The organism is Stenotrophomonas maltophilia, assembly GCF_003970865.1.
GTDB classification, from domain to species: domain Bacteria; phylum Pseudomonadota; class Gammaproteobacteria; order Xanthomonadales; family Xanthomonadaceae; genus Stenotrophomonas; species Stenotrophomonas maltophilia_AR.
Genome location: NZ_RXLZ01000051.1, coordinates 13,805 through 34,758, shown reverse-complemented (window position 1 = coordinate 34,758; position 20,954 = coordinate 13,805). Strand labels below are relative to the sequence as shown.

General features: G+C 66.5%; 10 protein-coding genes and 1 pseudogene. 4 read left to right on the top strand and 7 right to left on the bottom strand.

The features are described from left to right. From EKL94_RS22700 to EKL94_RS16215, 4 genes and pseudogenes are all read right to left on the bottom strand, one after another. Positions 1-236 (bottom strand): annotated as a pseudogene (locus tag EKL94_RS22700) (hypothetical protein); the annotation flags it as partial. A gap of 39 nt (positions 237-275) precedes the next feature. Then, complete coding sequence (locus EKL94_RS16225; RefSeq protein ID WP_005409874.1) at positions 276-689, bottom strand: ExbD/TolR family protein; 414 nt, start codon at positions 687-689, stop codon at positions 276-278. 10 nt (positions 690-699) lie between these two features. Continuing rightward, a complete protein-coding gene (locus tag EKL94_RS16220; RefSeq protein WP_126929876.1) occupies positions 700-2,484 on the bottom strand; it encodes a DUF2341 domain-containing protein in 1,785 nt (594 codons plus the stop codon). A gap of 38 nt (positions 2,485-2,522) precedes the next feature. Beyond that, a complete protein-coding gene (locus tag EKL94_RS16215) occupies positions 2,523-4,139 on the bottom strand; it encodes a ShlB/FhaC/HecB family hemolysin secretion/activation protein (RefSeq protein WP_126929875.1) in 1,617 nt (538 codons plus the stop codon). Between the two features lie 201 nt (positions 4,140-4,340). Between EKL94_RS16215 and EKL94_RS16210 the strand changes: the two genes are divergently transcribed. Beyond that, a complete protein-coding gene (locus tag EKL94_RS16210) occupies positions 4,341-4,676 on the top strand; it encodes a hypothetical protein (RefSeq protein WP_126929874.1) in 336 nt (111 codons plus the stop codon). 36 nt (positions 4,677-4,712) lie between these two features. On the opposite strand, the gene EKL94_RS16205 is transcribed toward EKL94_RS16210, so the two are convergent. Further along, positions 4,713-5,162 (bottom strand): general secretion pathway protein, encoded by a 450-nt coding sequence (locus EKL94_RS16205; protein WP_108269890.1) that lies wholly within the window; start codon positions 5,160-5,162, stop codon positions 4,713-4,715. Between the two features lie 115 nt (positions 5,163-5,277). Here EKL94_RS16205 and gspH point away from each other — a divergent pair, with 115 nt between their 5' ends. The 3 genes from gspH to EKL94_RS16190 are packed head-to-tail and all read left to right on the top strand — an operon-like array spanning position 5,278 to position 6,694. Next, positions 5,278-5,724 (top strand): type II secretion system minor pseudopilin GspH, encoded by a 447-nt coding sequence (gene gspH / locus EKL94_RS16200; protein ID WP_126929873.1) that lies wholly within the window; start codon positions 5,278-5,280, stop codon positions 5,722-5,724. Positions 5,725-5,732: 8 nt separating this feature from the next. Continuing rightward, the gene (gene gspI / locus EKL94_RS16195; RefSeq protein ID WP_185830048.1) at positions 5,733-6,083 is read left to right on the top strand and encodes a type II secretion system minor pseudopilin GspI; all 351 of its coding nucleotides are present in this window, start codon (positions 5,733-5,735) and stop codon (positions 6,081-6,083) included. Next, positions 6,080-6,694 (top strand): prepilin-type N-terminal cleavage/methylation domain-containing protein, encoded by a 615-nt coding sequence (locus EKL94_RS16190; RefSeq protein WP_126929871.1) that lies wholly within the window; start codon positions 6,080-6,082, stop codon positions 6,692-6,694. Before gspI ends, EKL94_RS16190 begins: the two co-directional genes overlap by 4 nt. 457 nt (positions 6,695-7,151) lie before the next feature. Here the strand turns inward: EKL94_RS16190 and EKL94_RS16185 are convergent, their stop codons facing one another. Then, complete coding sequence (locus EKL94_RS16185; RefSeq protein WP_126929870.1) at positions 7,152-19,532, bottom strand: filamentous hemagglutinin family protein; 12,381 nt, start codon at positions 19,530-19,532, stop codon at positions 7,152-7,154. Positions 19,533-19,720: 188 nt separating this feature from the next. Next, positions 19,721-20,917, bottom strand: a complete 1,197-nt coding sequence (locus EKL94_RS16180) for a substrate-binding domain-containing protein (protein ID WP_126929869.1) — start codon at positions 20,915-20,917, stop codon at positions 19,721-19,723. Positions 20,918-20,954 lie beyond the last annotated feature (37 nt).

The following is a 20,954-nucleotide window of genomic DNA, read 5'->3' as shown; positions in this document are numbered from 1 at the left end:
TTAATAATTTCTAAAGTCCTGATTTTGTGGTCTTGTTTTTTTGTTTTCACACACACGAGTGAAAACCGAAAAGGTGTCCCTTCGGGTGGCTCGGAATATTTTTGAAAGAAACGCCGCCCCCCCGGCCGACGGGTGCTGGCAGTGTCCTTGAACAGCATCCACCACACGGCGATGCCGAGCACCAGCAACGCGGCCAGCACCAGCGCGACGGTCACCAGCAACTGGCGACCGCGCATGCCGGGCTCCGGCCGAGGGGGTTGATGGGCCGTCATGCCTCAGCCCTGCGCCTTGCCGGTGACCAGGCCGACCTGGGCCAGCTCCAGCCGCCGCAGCAGGTCCAGCACCTCGACCACGCGGGCGTACTGCACCTGCGCATCACCGCGCACGATCACCGGGAAATCCGGCGTGGTCGCGCGTTCGGTGCGCAGGCGATCTTCCAGCTCGGCCATCGTCACCGGGTAGGCATCCAGGAACACCTGGCCACTGGGGTCGATGGTGATCGCCTTGGTCTTCGGCTTCTCCAGCGCGACGCTGTTGCTCGCTTTCGGCAGGTTGACCTCGATGCCGGGGATGGAGGCGTTGCTGGTCAGGATGAAGATCACCAGCACCACCAGCAGCACGTCGACGAAGGGCGTCACGTTGATGCCCTTCTCGCGCTTCTTGATGCCGAACTTCGCCTTCTGGCCCATGGCGCGCCCCTCAGCCCTGGACCGCGGCCGGGCCGCGCCCGTCCTGCTCTTCGGCCAGGCGCGCGGCGAACTCGTCGATGAACACCGCCATGTCCGCGCCGATCGCTTCGGCACGCGCGCCCAGGTAGTTGTAGCCGAACAGCGCCGGGATCGCGACGCCGAGGCCGGCTGCGGTACACAGCAGCGCCGCGGCCATGCCCGGCGCCACCGAGTTGATGTCCACCGCGCCAGCCATCGCCGCCACCACGAACACCAGCATGATGCCGATCACGGTACCGAACAGGCCCACGTACGGCGCGCCTTCGATGGTGGTCGACAGCCAGTTCATCCGCCGCGCCATCGCTTCCTGCTCGCGCACCATCACCGCATCCATCGAAGCGCGGATCGCCGCAATGGTGGCGCCACTGAGATAACCACTATTGCCGTCGCGCTGGTGGCGCTGCTGCATTTCATCGATGGCCACCTGGTAGATGCGCCACAGCGAACCGTCGTGCATCGCGGTGGGTGCCTTGCCCTGGCGGTCCATGTCGGACAGGGTGCGCAGCGGCACACCGGACAGCTTGCCGAAGCTCTCGGTGAACACTGCATTGGCCTTGCTGGTACGGCCGAAGTGCCGCCCCTTGGCAATCATGATCGCCCACGACAGCAGCATCATCAGGCCGAGGATGGCGACCACCACCCAGGCGTCGAACGGCATCGCCTTGAGGATGAAGGCGAAGTGGCTCTGCCCGGCGGACTGCTCGTCGGCGCCGTAGCTGATCAGGCGCGAGTCGGCGCCCTGGGCGGTGGCATCGGCCAGCAACAGTGCCGCCGGTCGTGCCACGCGCGAGATACGCAGCTCGTCCAGCGCGCCCTCGAAATTGGCGAGCGGCTGCACCGCGCCCGGCGCATCGGCGCCCACCACCGGGGCGGTGGTCAGCGCCGGCAGCTCGCCGCTCAGCTGGGCAACTACGCGCCCATTGAGGTACAGCCGCAACGCGCCCTTCTCTGCAGTCAGTGCAACGTGCGCCCACTGCCCTTCCGGAATCGGCTGTGCCGGCGTGCTGCGCTGGCCATTGAGCTGCACGAACGGCACCCGGTTCTCGATGCCCAGCACCAGTTCGGACGCACCGTCACGACGCGCATAGATGGCCTGTGCGGCGTTGTTGCTGCCCGGCTTGATCCAGGCCGAAACGGTGAGCGGCGCGCCCGCCTCCTGTGCGAGCGATGCGCTGGCCGGCAGCGGCAGCGGGCCTGCGCCCAGCTGAACGCCGCGGCCGATCACCGAGCCTTCCGATGGCGGCACCACGGCACCGGCGTTGTTGCCATAGGCGGTGGTGTCGCGTGCCGGCGCATTGGCCTCGGCGAAGTGGTAGACCAGCGTGTAGTCCGGATCGAACACCTGCTGGCCGTTGCCGCTGGCCGGGGCCTTCTCGTTGCCGTAGTACATCCAGATCGTCTGCGGTGCCGCAGCGCTGACCGCCGGCACGTCCACCCAGACCAGGGCCAGACCCAGCTTGGGGTTGAACTGTTCGATCTGGTGGGCCAGCACGGTGCGGCCATCACCCGAGACGAAGCGCAGGTCGTTGCCCGCGTCCTGGGTGCCGTCGAAACCGAAGTTGCCGGTATGCAGGCGCAGCAGCAGGGGCGTACGGCCCGGGTCGCCGGCCAGGCCCGCGCCCTGCGGGCCGGCGTCGACGGTGATCGGCTTGCGGTACTTCCATTCGGCCTGCCACCAATTGGCATCAGCCGCAGCAGCAGGCAGCGCAACCAGCGCGGCCAGCAGCAACAACACTCGGGAAAGCAAACGGTCCATGCGAAGGGTCTCCGGAGAACGCATGTTCAAGGAAAGGATCAGTAACTGGTGCTGATGTTGAAATGCAGGCGCGGGTCGTCCTTGCGCGTGACCGGGCCATCGGCATAGGGCCAGGCGTAGTCCAGGCGCAGTTGCAGGTGTTCGCCCAGGCGCAGCTGCGCGCCCAGGCCGACCGAGGCCAGGTTGTACTTGTCACGCTGCTCGGGCAGCGGCTGGCGCAGGCGCAGATACGCCGCGTCGGCAAAGCTGTAGACACGCAGGTCGGTGCCACTCCACAGCGACCATGCCGGGGTGCGCCATTCCAGGCTGGCCAGGCCGCCGTAATCACCGATCGCCTCGGCCGAGAGATAGCCACGCACGGTGTACATGCCACCGGCGGCGAACTGCTCGGCCGACACCAGCGGCGCATCGGTCACCTGCAACGAGCCGCGTGCATACCACTGCCAGTCGCTGCCGAACGTGTGCGTGTTGGCGACGTCCGCCTTGAACGCGACGAAACTGGGGTCTGCCCAGTAGCGCTTCTGCCCGAACCCGATGGCATCACTACCATAGCCGAACAGCCGACGGGTACCGGCCACCAGCTGCGTGTTGATGCTCAACTGATCCTGCTCGCCCTGGCGCACACCGACAAACCCCAGGGTGATCGGCGCGTACTTCAGCGGCGTCTTCAGGCTCTCCTTGCCCATCTGCGTGTCTTCCTCGGTGTCCTTGAAGTCCACGCCGAGGCTGAGCTGGCGCCACCATTGGCTGCTGCCGGCCAGGCGGTAGTTGAGCTTGATGCCGATCGAATGACCGTTGCCGATCACATTGGTGCCAGTGCCGGTACCGACCTGCCCGCCCGCGTTCAGCACGCGGCTGTCGGACTTGTAGCCGGAGGCTTCCAGGCTCCACGGCGTGCCTTCAAACGGCATCGTGTACGAGGCCGAGAAAACCTTGGCCTGTTTGGTGTCTTCCGGCGCCAGGTACATGCCGATGTTCGCGCTGTGGCCACGCTTCCAAAGGTTGTCGTAGGCCAGCGATGCACTCAGGCGCAGCTTCTCGGTGTCGGCGCTGTGGTCGTTGTTGAGTGACGCGCTGGCACGCCATGGCGACTTCTCTTCAACCTGCAGGTCCACATCCATCGTGCCCGGCACCTGGCCCTCGCGCACCAGCGGCATCACCTGGCGACGCCCGCCCTCATTCAGCGCAGTCAGTTCCTTCTGCGCCTGGTCGAAGTCCGGCACCTTGCCCTCGGCCAGTGCCGGCACGCGTTCGCGGATGCGCTCCGGCGATTCATGCTTCGTGCCCACCACCCGCAGCTGGCCGATCGGCGTCTGCTGCACCTTCAGCAGCACCACGCCACCACTGACCTGCTGCTCGGGCAACTCCACGTAGACCGACTGGTAGCCGGCCTGCTGGTACAGCGCATTGACCGCATCGCGTGCCTTCTCGACATCAGCCAGGGTCTTGCCCGGGCCGAGGAACGGCTCCACCGCACGTTCGATCTGGCGCGGATCGAGCACGGTGTTGCCGCGCACGATGTATTCATTGATGTTCACGCTGGGCGCAGGCGCTGCCTCCTGCGCGAACAACGGCAGCGGCATCGCGGCCAGAGCCAGCACCAGCGGCTGCAGGCGCAAGGGAAGGTGGACGGCTCGGCACGGAACAGGAGTCATCGAAGGCATCGCGTCGTATCGAAGGAAATGGCCATGGAGCGGCGCGTGGGTCTACCAACAGGACGTGTACGTCGCGTCAAAGCCGCCAACAGTTTTGTGACAGCACTGTCATCTTTTGACAGCGCCGGAACAGTTGCGGGCGGAGACTGTCTTCGCCATACGTCTTCATTGCAGAGCGTCGGATTTCGCAGGAGATTCAAGATGAGTGAGTCGTTGACGGCGGGTCTTCGCCCTGCTCTCGCCCTTGCCATGTTGCTGGCGTTGCCATCGGCCTGGGCCGGAGAGGCGAAGAAGCAGGACGATGCCGCGCCGTGCATCGAAGTACAGGTCAACGGCGAGCGCATCCCCGCCTGGGAGTGCCTGCAACGCAAACTGGCCCCGGCGCCGAAATCGGCGAAGTCACCAGCGCTACCTGAAGCCGAACGCCTGATGCGGCAGCCGGGCAACCAGCTGATGCAGTACAACGTGGAGGGCACGCGGCAGCGCATGGGTGATGCCTTCGGGCGTTCGGTGGTGCCGCAGCGTCCGGCGCGCTGAACCTGCGCGGACGTGAAGCCGAGCGTAGGCTGGGCTCTATGGAGCGGCCGGCACGATGCCATCGCTCGGCACCGGCGGCAGCTCAGGCACCGGCAGGCTGCGCGATTGCCCCGCCTGGTTCAGTTCCACCGCGCTGGCACTGATGCTGGCCAGCACCGTGCAGGGTCCGAGTCGTTGACCGGGCGCATACGCTTCCGCCGGGCGCCCATCCACCGAGAGCAGGGCCAATGGCGCATGGTCACCGGCCATCACGCCCAGCACCACCACCTCGGTCTGCACTGCACCGGGGGACAGCAGCCGCACCAGCGGCAGGCTGGCCACTGCATCGAACAGGGGCCGTGCAGGGGCCTCTGCGTGCGTTTCGCTGGCCGCCGCAGTGGGCGCCACCGCAGACAGGGTCACGCCCCAATAGGCCACCACCGCCAGCAGCAGGGTTGCGGCCAGCAGAGTCAGTATGCGATTGCGATCCCAGCGCCTGCCATCCATGTTCCGCACCACCGCCACGTTCGTGTCTGCCCACGCTAGCAGCTGCCGCTGACGCTTTTGTTTCATCATGCCGGCCTACGCTGGCAGGTATCGACCCGGACAGGAGGCAACGTCGATGCAGCGCGTGCCGCGTGGTTTCACCCTGCTGGAACTGATGGTGGTGCTGGTGATCATCGGCATCTGCACGGCCGGAATCGGGCTGGGCCTGGGCAGCCTGCTCGACCCGGGCCGGCAGCTGCGACAGGAAGCCGAGCGGTTGGCGCAGCGCCTGCAGGTGGCGCGCGATGAGGCGCGCATCGATGGCCGCACCCTGCGTTGGCAGGCCGACGCCAACGGCTATCGTTTCAGCCGCCGCGAAGGCAGCCGCTGGGTGACTGTTGAACGCGATGATCTGCTGCGTCCGCAGAAGTGGCAGGCAACGGGTATCGCGGTGCAGCCCGCCAACCCCATTGAGCTGAGCCCGGAGTGGATCGGTATCGCCTGGGAACTGGGATTGTCGCTGGATGGCCGCAAACTGCGTCTTCGCGATGATGGCAGCGGACAATTGCAGGTCGTGCAGTGAAGCAGAACATGCGTGGGTTCACCCTGATCGAAGTGCTGATCGCATTGGCGATCGTCTCGATTGCGCTTGCGGCGGTGATGCGTTCAGTGGCGGTGGCGACCGATGATCAGTCGCGCCTGCGCGACCGCCGGCTGGCACTGATGTGTGCGCAGGACCGCTGGCAGGAGCTGCGCCTGGCCGGGCAGCCCCCGCAGGATGCGCGGCAACGCTGCGTGCAGGGGCGCAGCAGTTTCCTGGTGCTGCAGCATGTCGGCACCGGGAGTGACGGACAGCCACAACTGGAACTCAGCGTGGTTGCCGAAGATGCGCCACGGCAGTCGCTGGCGCGGATGCGGTTGCCGTGGACGGCGGCGCAATGAAGCGCGCAGTATGTGGTTTCACCCTGATCGAGGTGATGATCGCGATCACCATCATGGGCGTACTGGCGCTGATCTGCTGGCGGGCGCTCGACAGCGTGACCAACAGCGATCAGCGCCTGCGCCAGGCCGATGCCGAGACCACGACGGCACTGCGCGTGCTGCAGCAGTTCCAGCGTGATATCGAAATGCGCGCAGACGATGCGCTGATGAATGGCGCGGTGCGCCCGGCGGACCGTCCGCAGCGATTGCTGCCGCCGTCGCTGGTGAGCGAACGGCACCCGGATGGCAGCTTCGCGCTGGAGATCACCCGCGGCGTGGGCAGCGACGGGCTGCGCTGGCAACGGGTGCGCTGGTGGCGGCAGGGCAACACGCTGTGGCGGGCCAGTGGTGCGGCTACGGACCGGTATCCCCTGCCGGCGCCGGATCTGTCGAAGGGCATTGCCGTGGCGCGCGGGGTACAGCGGTTCGAGGTGCGGGCGTGGCAGCCCGGTGCAGGCTGGGCGGTGTTGCCGAGCGAAGGCGAGGTGCTGCCGGCCACCGGGTTGGAACTGCGGCTGGGCCTGCGCGATGGGCGTGGGCCATTGAGTTACCGGCGGGTGCTGGAGCTGTAGGCTTCGTTCGTGGCACCGCATTCACGCATGGCGTGGATCTACTGCCAAGCCCGCTCTGGTGGGTGCCGACCTTGGTCGGCACTGAAGCTGGCCCAGCCATCCACGCATGGCGTGGATCTACTGCCGAGCGGCGCCTGCTGCCACGCCTTCTCTGGTGGGTGCCGACCGTTGGTCGGCACTGAAGCTGGCCAAGCCATCGACGCATGCCGTGGATCTACTGACCAAGGTCGGTATCTACCGTGACACATTCGCGCGTCGCTCCTGCCGCCGGGCGCTCTCCTGCACCCGGCGGCGCTGTGTCGGTGGTCCTCACCGCTGATAGCCGCTCCCTGCCCTCCGTGCCGTCCTGGCTGGGGCCGCCACCGCTCCCTGGCGGCTGGCCCGATGCTGCAGCCCGATGCGGTGCACCGGGCGATGCTTGCCGACCAAGGTCGGCACCTACCGGGGCATGCAATGCCTATCGGCGCTGCGTGCCCTCGTCGCGACTTGCCTGCGGGAACTGGAAGGCGCTGTTGGCGTCGTAGCCGCTGTTGGCAGTAGTACCGCGTGCCGGCGGCGCAATGCTGCTGGTGCCACTGCCGAAACCGAGGATCTGCACGCTGATCACCGACGGCTGGTTGCGCCGTGCATCATCCTGGCTCTTGCGCATCACATCCTGTGCGGCCTGGCTGGCGCTGTTCGCTGCCGCACTGGCCGAAGCCAGCGCATTCACGTTCACCGTGGCCAGCACCGGCAGGCCCTTGCTCTCACCCTGCACCTGGATGTTGGCCGCGTTGAGCACCTGCAGCGCGGCGAGGTTGATGTTGCCCGAGACACGGATGCCCGCTTCGCCCGCATCGATGGTGCCCAGCGGCGCGATCAGGTCGACGTCGCCCGGCGGCACTTCGGGAATCGGGGCCAGCGTGGCGAAGCCGGCACCGCTGGCCGGCGCCTGCGGCGACAGCAACACATTGCCCCAGTTGTCATAGATCCGGCGCGGCGGCGTATACAGCAGCGTGGTGCGAGAGCCGCGACCGGCATTGATGTCGCCCTGCTCCGTCCAGGCCAGGATGTCACCGCCGAACGCGGTCATGACACGCGACAGGCCGAGCAGCACGCTGTCCTGGCTGAACAGGCGGATATCGCCCTGTCCCTGGGTCACCAGGCCCGCGCTCGCAGGCGGCGCCTCGCCGACCACGCCCACCACGATCTGCCCACCGGGCGCCATCAGCTCGATGTTGCCACCGGCCTCGGTACGCACGCCGGAACCTCCGTACATCACGATATCGCCGCTGCGATCGATCGTCTTGCCGTTTGCGTCCTTGTCCGGCAGCAGGGTTGCAATGGCTTCGCGACCACGCAGGTAGGAACCCAATCGCGGTCCATCCGGATTGTTGTATTCGCGGCCGCCCTCGCGCAGTTCAGCGTAGTAGAGCTGGCGCAGGAAGATGTGTTGCTGTTCCTTCGGCAACCGGTCGAACACAGCCAGGGCCTCGGCGCCGTCGACGGCAAGGCCGAAGCGCTGCTGCAGCCACTGCTTCAGCTCCTTGTCGTAGATCTTCACCGCCTTGCCGGGCTGCGATGCCAGCGACTGCGAAGGATCGGCGAGGTTGGCCGGATCCAGGTAGCGGGCGCGCACAGCGTCGAACGCGATGTACTGATTGCCGGCGGTCACCGCGATGCTCGCACCCGGGCGCGTGTCGCCCTGGATCAGCCCGCCGCGCGAGACAATGCTGCCGCTGTCTTCCTGGCGGAGCTGGCGGCCTGCACTGACATCGACGTTTCCTGGGCCAAACACGGTCAGGTTGGTGTGCACGATGTCACGGCGAGCCTGGACCACAGTCATGTCGGTGCTGCCATTGTTCATCGCCATGACCGAGCTGCCGAGAATGTCCATGCCTGCGCGCAGCTGAACCGGCGCCGACACGTCATACCAGGTGCCGACCGTTCGGATCATGCCCGCGCTGGTGCCCAAGGCCCATTCGCCGCCGGTACGCAGGCCGATGATGTCGCCGCTGCCGGCGTAGAAGCGGTTCGGCTGCCTATCGCCGGCACGCGGCGTGCTCAGCATCGGCCGGTTCGGCCCGAACGCGAACAATGGCGAACCGTCGCTGAGCCCAACATTAAGCGGTGCCACCGTTCCGTCCTGCGACAGATTGCTGCGCAGCAGCTGGTTGCGACTGTGGCCCCCGAACCCATTGAAGAGAGGATCAAACGGTGAGGGAAGTCGAACATCCGCTCCCGAGCTGCTGATCATCGGAGCATCGCTCGCTGCCAGAATGGAGTTGCCCGCCAGCAGCTGCAGCGTGCTGTTGGGACCTGGAGCAGTCATCAGCACGGTTTTGTTCTCGGCCCGTGACAGCTTGATGTCACCGTTGGCCGCAATGGCCTTCAAGCGCGAGGGATAGATGCGGTAGACGGCGCCACCCACGACGCTTTCCAATCCACCATCTGCTTCCACCTGCGTTGTCGCCTGCCCAACAGGCACGATGTCGCCGCCTGCAGAGAACAGGTTGACCGCAGTGGAAGCGGTCCACAGCGAGAATCCGGTAACGCCCAGCAACCGCGACCCATCGTCCGCCCTGGCCTCGAACGCATTGTACTGGCGGACCCGACCGCCATCCGCGGCACTGGAAAGGACGACATCTCCTCGCGCCTGCAGGTCCGCGACCGCATCGCCCAGCACCAGCAGCGGCCCCCCCATCGCAGCGCTGGTACTGGCGCGGAACGGATCACTCGCGCGCAGGTCGGCGCTGATGGACCGGTAGTCATTGGCGCGCACAACGCTGCCACCAATCCGTGCGGCATCAATGCCGAGGTGGCCTCGCAGATTGACCAGCGTGCCGCTGAGCTGTGGGGCCTGGGTGTTGCCGGTCTGGCTCATCGACGTTGCGGCCAGCAGCGGATTCAACGCACCGGCGAACCGCAGGCTCAGATCGCCACCACCGGTCTGTACAAGGCGGCCATCATCAACGCGACCGGTGGCGCCCACTGCCGCATTGATCGCTGTCGAGTAGAGGGTGCCGCCGAGAACGCCGAGTGCTTCACCCTTGGCGGCTGTCACGCCGCCATGACGGCCTGCCTCGACCTCAAGATTGCCACCACCCAAGGTGCCGAGGCCGGTGAAACCAACCATCTTCGGATTGTCCCGGATGTCAGTGGGATTGAACGCGGCGTAGGTGCCGAAGTTGATCCACCAACTGGTGGCTACCGGCTCGACACCCGTGGTTGTTCCGGTGCCCTGCCGCCACAGCCAGCCACCGGTCGCGCTGCTGAAGGTGCCAGCGACACCGTTGTCGGATCCGCCTGTAGCGGAACGACTGCCCCAGGTTGCTCCGGTGACATCACGACCCGCAATCACACTCAGGTTTCCGCCATGGTCCGGATACCACGCCTGGTAAGCCGCAAGCGCGGCATCATAGTCACCGGTCGACTGCAGCAGGCCCAGCAGCGAATCGCGGTCACCGAGCGGACTGCGACCTGACTGGAAGCGGGCATCGTGACCATTGCCAAGCGACGTGGGGGTACCGGCCGTGTACACGCCGAACACCGAACGCATCTGCACGTCCCTGGCAGCCGACAGCTGCAGATCACCGGTGCCGGTGCGCAGGACGCTCCACATCGGCGTTCCATGCCGCGGTGGCCCCATCGTGGTGATCTCGCGCATCTCGCCCGGCATCACGCAATAGCCCGCCTCGGGCGGATTGCAGATCGCCTCCTCGCTCATGCCCACCCAAGGCAGGTCACCAAAGTCCTTGACCGAGGTGCCTTCCAGGTCAGGATCGCCCGCCAACTCCTCGGCTCCCAGCTTGGTGAACAGATAGGGCGCGTTCATGCAGCTTCCGCCCGCGGCGCACAGCGCATCCTCGCTCTTGCCCAGGTGCTCGGCAAGCGCCTTGGCGGTCTTGCCGATCCAACTGGTGTCCACGTTCTCGCGCAGCGCGCCCTCCGCCGTCACCAGCCGTTCGCGCACGAACTTGTTCTGCTTCAGCGCATCGCGGATCACACCGTAATGCGTGTCGGACAGCATCAGATCACCACTGGCACCGAATCTGCGCAGGCGAGGATCGGAGGACTCGGTATCTGCACCGGCCACCAACGAGAGATCCCATGACGTGGTGCCCTCGGGGAGCATCTGTGCCAGCGCCCAGTTGCGCCCTTGCCGTCCATCGCTGTCCGAGGGGCGCAGCTTCACCGGCACGCCACCCGGAAGCTTGACCAGGGTCATCGACGGAATCAGTGCGCCACGCGGCAACGGCGTACTCGCCGCCAGCCGCAGCTCCGTCGGCAACGGCACCCCGGCCGGCCAGGTGTGCGCTGCGACGTCTGCAGCGCTTCGCAGCTGGAAGCCGGCGGCCAGGCGCGCGCCCATTGGTACTGTCAGGGCCTGCGCAAGCACGGTTCCGGCCGCGTGGACCTGGCCATCGTTCAGGGTGATTGCCGCGGACAACACCGTGCCAGCAGGCAGCTGCAGAGCCTGGGTCAGTGTCATTTCCACCGGCAGTGTCGTGCCTGCCGGAAGCTGCGTGCCCTGCACCTTGATGGCGTAGTTCAGCACCGACGAAGCCGGGAATCGTGAGCCGACCTCCAGCACCACGCCATCACCGGGCACCACGATGTCAGCGCCGAACGGCGTGACGCCCACGGTGGCATCGCTGCCCTCGAACAACTGCCAGCCGGCGTCGTCTGGACTGACCGGTGGTGGCGCAAAGCCATCGTTGATGCTGCCATAGACATGCAGATCACCCGCGGCACGCAGGCGCAGCGCTCCGGCCTCTCCGAAGCCACGACGTGCTGGATCGGCGCGATTGGCCTGCGGGCCATAGCGATAGCCGGACAGGTCCAGATCGCCACTGACGGTCAGATCGCCGTCGGGGTTGGCCGCCGAGGGCACGCCGACGATTTCCACGCCCGGCCGCAGTCGTACGCTCCCCAAGGCCGCCAGGCGTGCGGACAGGTCGGCGTTGCCAAGCGCGGCATTCATCCAGGCCGTGCTGTCCGGGTCGACGACGCTGTCCAGCCACGCCTGCGTCACCATCTGCGAATGATGGCCGTTCACATCCGGGGTCGTCGCCAGCGGCGCGTCCTCATAGCGGCGCACGCCCATGGCGAAGATGTCGCGAGCACCCAGCACCTGCAGGCCGGCTTCGCTGCGGATGGATGCATCTCGGCCTCCAGCGCGCGGCATGTTCAGGGCCAGCGTGCCGCGCGCACGGCCATCGTTCTGACCCGCACCGTTGCCAACCACCACATCGGTGCCGCTGCGCAGATCGATCCTGGCGGCGCGACCCAATGCCAGCGTTCCGCTGCGACTCTCCAGTTCGACGATGGCGCGGTTCGGACTGTCGATGATGCTGCCGTAGCTGTCCACGCGCAGCGCGGTGCCGTGCGCATCCAGGGTGCCATCCACCTGCAGGTCGTCCCGCGCAGCAAGGCGGATGATGCCCACCTGCTCACCACTGGCGTCGATGCGGCCGTTTACCCGAAGCGCGCCGCCATCCACGCTGATGTCAACCTTGCGCGCCTTCACTTCATCACCGATCACCAGGTCGCCCTGCTTGATCTGGAAGCTGCGCGCGCCAGTCACGCCATCGCGGGTCAGGCGTTGGTTCAGGCCACTGAAATCCTGCAGCTGCTGCGCGCGCACCAGCAGTTCACCGCCGTCATACGGCACCACGCTGCCACTGACGTCGTGGCGACCGCTGGCCTGGCCGAGGATCTGCCCAGCCAGGTCGACGCGACCGTCGCTGGCACCGAGTGCGGTGACGGTCAGTCGCCCGGCCCGATTGTTGCGCGCCGAAACATCGATCCGCGATGCGGCATCCGCCAGCACGCTGCCATCGGCAGCGGTCAGCTCGAGATCTCCACCCCAGCTGTAGTTGTCGACGTCGAACAGGCTGACCTTGCGTCCGGACAGGTCCAGCTCGGCCTTGCTGCCCAGACGTACGGAATGATCTGCGTTGGCGGTCAACCTGCCGGAAGCCAGAGCGAAACGCGTATCGAGCACGATATCACTGGCACGCAGGTCCAGTTCGGCACCCAGCGCGTCGGCTACCCTGCCCGCCCCCGCACCGTGCGCAGTGAGCGTACCTCCAGCCTTCACCGAAAGCTTCGCGCCGGCCTCAGCAGTGATCAACGGAGCCTGGATGTCGAGATTGCCGCCACTGAACGTCCAGCCCTTGCCGGCGATGTAGTCGCCCTGTCGCTGGTAGACATCCAGCGCACCATTGCCGGCAAACACCAGTTCACGCGCCGCCTGCAGGTTGACGCCGGCGAAACCCAGCACCTGGCGCCCGGCCACCACTTCCGGCAACGGCTGCGAACGCGGCGAAGGCGCCAGACGCAGGGTATCGGTGATGATGTCCAGCTGCCCACTACCCAGTCGAGCGGCAATGCCCGGTGCGGCCGGCGGCGTCTGGGTGCTGCCGAGTGCGGACGCGCTGCCCAGCTGGCCGGCCCAGGTCAGGTCCGCGGCAAAGATGCGTGCCCGGTCACTGCTGTCGCCATAACCGTGGATCGCGGGCGTGCCCAGCACCAGGTTGCGCAGGGCAGGCTTTCCGGTTGCCGCATCGCGGGTATCCAGATCCACACTGCCGAACACATTGATCGCCTCGCTGGCATTCAGGCGCAGCGTATCCAGTGCCGGTGCGCCCGTGGCGGTATTGCCGCGCAGCAGGTCGCCCAGCACCTGCTGGTTCAACGTCATGCCCGGCGGCAGCGCAGCCACCGCTGCTGCCCGCGCAATGGCTTCGGCGGAGCCCAGGTTGATGTTGCCCACACCCAGCGCCAACTCGCGCGTGCCATACGTGGCACCCTCGTGCAGCTGCAGCTGGCCATTGGTGGAGACATTGATGCTGCCCTCGGACACCAGCCGTGCCTGACCGGTGCAGGTCGCTTGCAGGCTGCACCCACCGATATCGATGTTGACGGCCGCACCGTCGGTACCTGCCGGGTGCGCCAGCATCTCGGGCCGATCATTGGACACCGCAAGCAGCCCTCCGCCCACCTGGTAGACGTAGCCGAGGCTGGAAGGCAGCCCGGCGGTGCCAAGGCCGAGTGTGTCGATGGCCGCCCCCGCTTCGACGACGATGCCGCTGCCACCGGACACCGCCCCGACCAGCACCTCCGGTGCACGCAGGACGGCGCTACTGCGGACCACCACGTCCCCGCCGACACCACTGACATTGATGAAGGACGGCGCCGTCGAACGTACCCGCGCGTTGACGACCAGGCGCGAGGGCTGCAAGGCATTGAGTGCGTCGGCTTCAATGGTCGACCCATCACGGCGGGTATCCGTCTTGCCGCCTGCAGCGATGATCTCAAGCGTGCCGACCGAATTGACACGCGTCACCTCCACGCTGCCCCCCGTCCCGGCACTGCCGCTGGCCGCCTGGAAGCGCGCCTCGCCCTCGACGCGCAGCGCGGGCGTGCCCTGGCGACCGGCACCGTCGCCCAATTCGAAGCGCAGCATGCCCGCGTCGACCGTCTGCCAGCCGCGCGGCAGGCCGAGGCGCTGCGCGCTGGCGGCGGAGAATGCGTTATAGCTGGTTTCGTTGTATCCGGAATGACGGCGCACGGTCGCGGCCGGGGTCAGCAGCAGGTCGGTCAGCAGCGGCGAGACCGTCTCGACCAGACCGTCGCTGCGGTGACCTGCCACGCGCCAGGAGCCCGTCCCGGTGGGCAGCGGCGTAGCCGAACCGGTCGTGGAGCTCGTCCCCACCTCGACCCGGAACGCGCCGGGTTGCAGTGCGAAACTGGCGGGCAAGAGCGTGTAGGTGCCGGCGGCCAGGCCCGGCACGCCGCTGGGCACGACAATCTGCTGGCCCACGCCTGGGTCGGCGGCACCGTCGGACAGGCCCTGCGGCGCAATGCTACCGGTGTAGCCCGGCAGTATCGCGTAGACCTCGCTGCCGGCCTGGCTGAAACCGTAGCGCGGATTGGCCTCGGCCAGGACGTGGCGCAGGATGTCTACCGAGCCGCCACGGCCACTGACGAACGCGGCTCCGGTCAGCTCTCCCCCGCCATTCATGTCCAGCACCGCACCGCGTGCCACGTCGGTCTGGCTGCTGACGACGCCGATGCCGACCGGCAACCCGCCACCGCCCACATTGCGTGGCACAACCGCTGTGCCGTCAAGACGCCACTGGATGCCATCCACCGTGCCGCCGTAGGGCAGGCTGAGCCCCGCACCACTGGTCGAGGTCAGGCTGCCTGGCAGGAACGAGACCTTCGAGGCGACCTGCAGGTTGCCGTCGGTTCCGCCCAGGGTAATGCTGCCCATCGGCGCGCGAACCACACCGCCCTGCTCGACAGTCGCAGCGGCCAGCATCAGGTTGCCCATCGCCGACAGCGGGGCGGCCGGCGCGGCCCCAGCAAGGCCGTTGATGCGCAGCACGCCGGCCGGGTTCTTCCAGATCATATCTCTGGAGTACCTGCCCGGATCGAAACCGACCCCGATCCGGGCGGACGCGCCGGCGACGGGATACAGCTGTGCGGCGGTGATTTCCAGGCGTTGCGCAGCCAGCAGGTCGGCATCCAGTGCACCGGCGCTGGTGGCCCCCTTGAGGAAGCGGACGTCGCCGCTGCTGCGCAGGGAAACATCGTCAAACCCGTCCAGCGCCACACGGTCGCGGATATCGATCAATCGCGCGTCAGCCTGCAACCGATGCTGCCGCCCCGTCGCCAACGGCGCTTCACCACTGACCTCGGGCTCGTTGCCACTGATCGCCGACAAGGGCGGATTGGCCAGCTTCAGATAAGGCGCGTGCAATGCGATGGTGCTGCCCGCCGCCGCCCCCGGCAGCAGGCCGATCGAGCCCGACAGGCGCAGGCTCTGCGCCATCCGCAGATCGATATCTCCTTCACTGCGGACCGCAGCGATCAATGACAGGTTATCGAACCCCCCGTCGCGGATCTGCTCCACCGACAACCGTGCCTCGCCGTACTTCGGCTTGATCGACGCGAATGCCACATCGCGCTTCTGGCTGATGTTGAGGAACCGGGGTACCTGGACATCCTTGCTGGCCCCCTTCGCGTAGTTGCCACCTATGAACGCAATGCCAAGGGTACCGCCATGCGCGCCGACACCGCCGGCCGCGGCATGCATTCCGCCGTGCAAGTAAAGTGCATTGGCGGAGCGCAGCACGATTTCGCCACCATCGCTGTCCACCTGCTGCAGGCCTTGGCCATCGATGTGCAATGCCTTGGTACTGCCATCGGCGCGCAGCTGCGCGCCCCCCTCGACCACGATGAAGGCATCCACCGGGCGATCACTGACCTGACCGGCACCTTCCCAATCCAGCGCGCCTCCGATCTCGATGCTGCCGCCCTTGCGAACCAGCCCGCGCAGCCGCCGCGCCGAATCCTCCACGCTGAATGCGTCGCCACTGACATCCAGCTCGGCGCCGTCGGCAATGCGGTAGGTGCGGCTGTTGGGCTGGCTGTCGAACGGATCAATGGGTAGGCGCACGTCATCCAGCCGGATCCGCCCGCCGGCAGCGTGCAGGCGCCCTTCCACGGTAATGTTGCCGCCGCCGCGAAGTTCGATGGACTGCGCCGGATCGACCTGCACATTGGCACCCTTGCCGATGCGCAGGTCACCGCCGCGATTGCCGAACTGCGAGCGCAGGACCAGGCCGGCACCCGCACGCTGGTTGATGCGCCCGCTCACCGGGTCGGCACTGTACAGCGGTGCCAGCCATGTCTGCAGCGCGTCTTCGCGGGTGCCCGCCTTCTGCGCGTCGCTGGCCAGGCGCAAGCCCGGCATGACCACATCGAGCCGTGCGCCGTCAGCCACTTCCAGGCCCTGCTGGGCGTTGATGTCATACTGGCTGAAGCCGCTGCCGAACAGTTCGCCACGCAGTACCAGCACGTCGTCCGCACCGGTTTCGCCGCCGATTCGGATGTGTCCGCCATCGCCCAGCGACAGGCTGCCACTGCCCTGGCCCAGCGCGCTGATGCGTGCGTCGCCGGCCAAGGTCAGGCGCCCAGCACTTCCCTTCCCCGTGTCAACATTGTTGGCCAGCAGACTGACGCTGCCGCCCTTGCCGATGCGTGCCTTGCCCGCGCTGTCGACGCGGCCGCCCGCGTCAACGCTCAGCTCGCTGCCACGGCCTACTTTCACGTCGTGGCTGTTCTCCAACTGCAGGCTGCCGCCATTGCTCCATGCCTGGCCCTGTGCCGCGCTGGGGTCCAGCAGCAGATTGCTCCAGCGGCCGGCAAGGTCGATGCGCGCGCCATCGGCGATCTCCACCCGTCCACGCCCGGCCTGCAGCAGCGGAACCACCGGGCCATCCGTCACGACCAGCAGATTGCCGGCCTGCAGCCGACCACCGGCAATGCCGATATCACCGCCAAGGCGGATGTCACTGGCGGTCAGCACCAGCTGCCCGCCATCCTGCAGGCGCAGCTTGCCGTCGAGGGCGATGCTGCCCGCAGTAGCCAGGTCCAGGCGCCCCCATTGCTGCTCACTCAGACGGCCCGCGTCCAGCCATAGGGTGTTGCGTTGCTGTGCCGATATGGGCGCATGCAGGGTCCAGTCGGCCACCGGCTGCGCTCCCTCCCCGATCCGCACCTGGGTATCGAAGACCGCATTGCGTCCTGCGCTGTCATAGCGGCCCAGCCACAGCTGTGCGTTGCGCGCCACCGCCGTCTGTGCCTGCGCGTAGCCATCGCCGCCCTGGTCAGGCGCCTTGGCCTGCTGTGCGCCCTGGAACACCTGGGTACCGATATCGCCCTGCAGCACCGCAGTCGGCGCAGAAATCACCAGCCGGCCGGCGTCACGCCCAACCGTATAGCCATTGTCAACCCGTTCGCCCGGCGCCACCAACGGATTGCGGAAGGCCTCACTGACGCCCCAGCGCTGGTGATCAACCTCGAATCCCTTGTACAGGCCGGCGTACAGCATCTCCGCAGGCGCGTCATCCAGTCGGTACAGCTGCCCATCGGTGCCGCGCAGCCAGCTCTGCTTGATCACGCCGGACTGGACGTCCAGGCTACCACCGGCCAGGTTGATCCTGGAGCCACCGTGGGTCACCACCTCGGTTCCGGACAGCTGCACGGTGCCGCCCTGTGCAGCCCATTCGCCAATCGAATGGCGCTGGTTGTCCAGATAGCCGCCCACCTCAAGCAGGCCACCACCGGCATACCAGCGCTCGGCGGCATGGCCACCGGTACCGGCGGCCACGCGCTGCAGTTCGCGACGATCGATCCAGACCTCGCTGCTGATCAGCGTGCCGCTGTCGCGGTTGTCGGGCGAATCGCGCAGCTCGTTGCCCTGCACCTTCACTTGTACGTTGTTGCTTTCCATCGCCACACGCACACCGACCGCGCCGGAGACATCGACCTGCGCCGCGTTGCCCACGTAGCTGCGGCGCGCCGCGTCGCCGACCACCTGGCCGCCAGTCGCGAGGGTCAACGAGCCATCCTTGAAGTTGATGTCGCCACCTGAGACGATCTCCACGCGCGACTGGTCGCGGCGGTCCTGCAGCCGCGATAGGTTGTCGAACGTGCCTGTGCTGCTTGCCGCGCGCAGGGCATCCTGCTCCGCCGACGCCTTGATCAATGCATCGCGCTGGGTGTCCAGCACGGCGCTCTTGCCGTCGTCCTCGATCAGCACTGCCGTGGTCGCACCCGATCCCAGGATCACCTGGCCCTGGCGATCACTGATCGCGTTGAGCAGATGGATGGTGCCGCGCTGGGCCAGCGTGGTGGTGGCGACGGCAACGCCGGCCTGCTCGACCGTACGACCGGCCAGGGTGATGTCGCCCTCGCGGGCCTGGATCAGGCCGCTGTTGCGCACGTCACCGGCGGTGCTGCCCTGCACGAAGCGCGGCGCGATCTCGTTGCCGGCCGTAGTCGACGCAGTGTTCTGCGCGGTGCCGACGCCGCGACGGATCACGAAACTGTCGCCCGCGGCCAGCTGCGTCTGGCCCTTGCGGGTCTCGATCTGTCCTGCATTTTCCACGCTGCTGCCTGCCAGCAGCACGTAGCCGCCACCGCGGGTGGCCGTTCCGGGTGCATGCGTAACGATACGCGCCCCCTGCTCGACCATCACCTTGCCGAAGGCCTCGCTGAGCGCGGCGGTATTGCTGTCGGCACTGAACAGGCCGTTGTCGCGGAACTGCCCATCACTGATCCGTGCCGCCGCGGCGACAAGGTTACGGACGTTGACCTGGCTGTTGTTGCCGAACACCACGCCGTTGCGGTTGGCCACGAACACCGTGCCATTGGCCTTCAGCTGGCCAAGGATCTGGCTGGGCCGGGCGTTGGGATCGTTGACCCGGTTGAGCACCGCCCAATCCGGGTTCTGTTGGAAGCTCAGCGTGGTGTTGCCACCGATGTTGAAGGTCTCCCAGTTCAGGATCGCCTTGTCGGCAGTTTGCTCGATGCTGACCTGAATCCGCCCATCGCTGCCCTGGGACTGGATCGCCTCGCGTGCATTCAACCAGCCACGGGTCAGCGGGTTCTCATCGACGTTCAGGCCGTCCTTGCCCAGGCCATCGGCGACCACGAAGCCCGCATCGCGTCGCGCCAGCCGGGCCTGTTCCTGCAACCGTTGCTGCAATGCGATGGCCTGCGCCGCGGTACCAAGATTGTCAATGGACTGCTGCAGCTTCTGGCGTGCGGCGTCCTGCTGCTGCGCCGGCAACTGGAACTGGATCGGCACCCCGTTGGGCATGCGCCCACTCTGCGCCGCTGCGCCCTGGGCCGCGCCGCGATCGGCGAACCAGCCCGGGCTGAAGGCCTGCTGGGCCTGGGCAGGGACCCATGGCGCCGCGCCAAGCGCCAGCGCAATGGCCCAGGCCATTGGATGGTTGCGCAGCAGCGTGGTCGGGGCGGTCTTGAGCGTGTGCGACATCGGGACCTCTTGCGGCCGACGACGGCCTGCGGCAGAAGAAGGATTCGATTGCCCGTCTGCGTTGAGGGGCACTATCAGGTAGACGGCCATCAAGGCGGGAAAACGACACCGCCTTCACCTGGCTCAAGCGCGTGGACAGCAAAGGTCCCGGCCCGAGGGCCAGGACCCAGTTCAGCGAATCCGCGGAATCAGCGACCAATGCCTGCGCAGGTATTCACGTTGCCCAATCCTGTCTGGGATGAGGAAGAAACAAAATGGAAGGCAACGGCCTCCCGCCACGTAGGCGTCAACGGAACAAATCCGAGCGCGCGAATGGCTGCATCGTGAGTGCCCGCATTCCCCAGGTTGTAATGTTTCTCCAGGAATGCGCGGACACCGTTCTTGACCAGGGCCTTGCGATGGCATTGCGGAATCAGCAGGTAAGTGAATCCGACGATCGGATACCCTGATTGTGGATAGGTGAACTGCGGCGCCCATTTGGCCGGATTCCAGATGTCGGCAGACGAGCTTGGCGGAGCGATCTGGTTCATCGTCGCCGGAACGCTGATCTCTCCCGGCGAGAACCCCTTCACCTTCGCCACCTTTGTCGCATCGTTCAGATCCGGTATCTGCGCAGGTCCGCTGTAGCCAATACGACCGCTCTGCGCGAACACTGTGTTGTAGGCATTCCTGTCTCCAGCGCCGGAAGAAGCTATGAAATTCGTGGGCACCCTGCCATCGACGAATGCCCCGGCAAGCTTGGACTGCGCCGAGAATCCAGGGTATCCATTGATCAACCTGAGAGACGTTCCAGCAACATCTGCGGGCTGGCAGACAGAGGTCAGGTGGCGCGTGAGAAGCTCCGTCGCACCACTGCTTTCCAGTCGGTAGACCACTCTGATCGGGCCCCGGCGGCCACTACCAGTAGAGCCCCAGTCGGTAATCTTGCCCGAGAAGATGCCACACAGCACCGACGTCGTCAGATCAAGAATGGACCCATCGGCGGCAGCCTGATTGAACGGAAGTGCGATCGGCGCCAGCATCGAGGGCAGCTGCATCAATGGGCCATGCACCACTGCAGAGGTGCCGGAGTTGAAGCGAGCGTTGTACTGGTCCAGCTCAGTCTGGCTCAAGGCCTGCTCGCTGACAGCAAAGTCGACATTGCCGCCTTCACCAGCGACAAGGAGGCCAAAGTCGTTCTCGAGGAATGCCCGCTTTCCAACTGCGGAATCCACGATGACATAGCTCATGTAGGACGGCAGTATTCCTTCGCTGCCATTCCTGTATACATCTGCCGGCAGGGGCGCAGCGGCACCATTGACCACCGTCTTCTGCGCCGAAGCCACGCCCGCTGCTGCCAGCAATACGATACCGGCAAGAAGTGCAAGCTTTCGCTGAGTCTGCATGTTTGATCTCTGGAAATTCGTGCCAGGGACGTGAGCG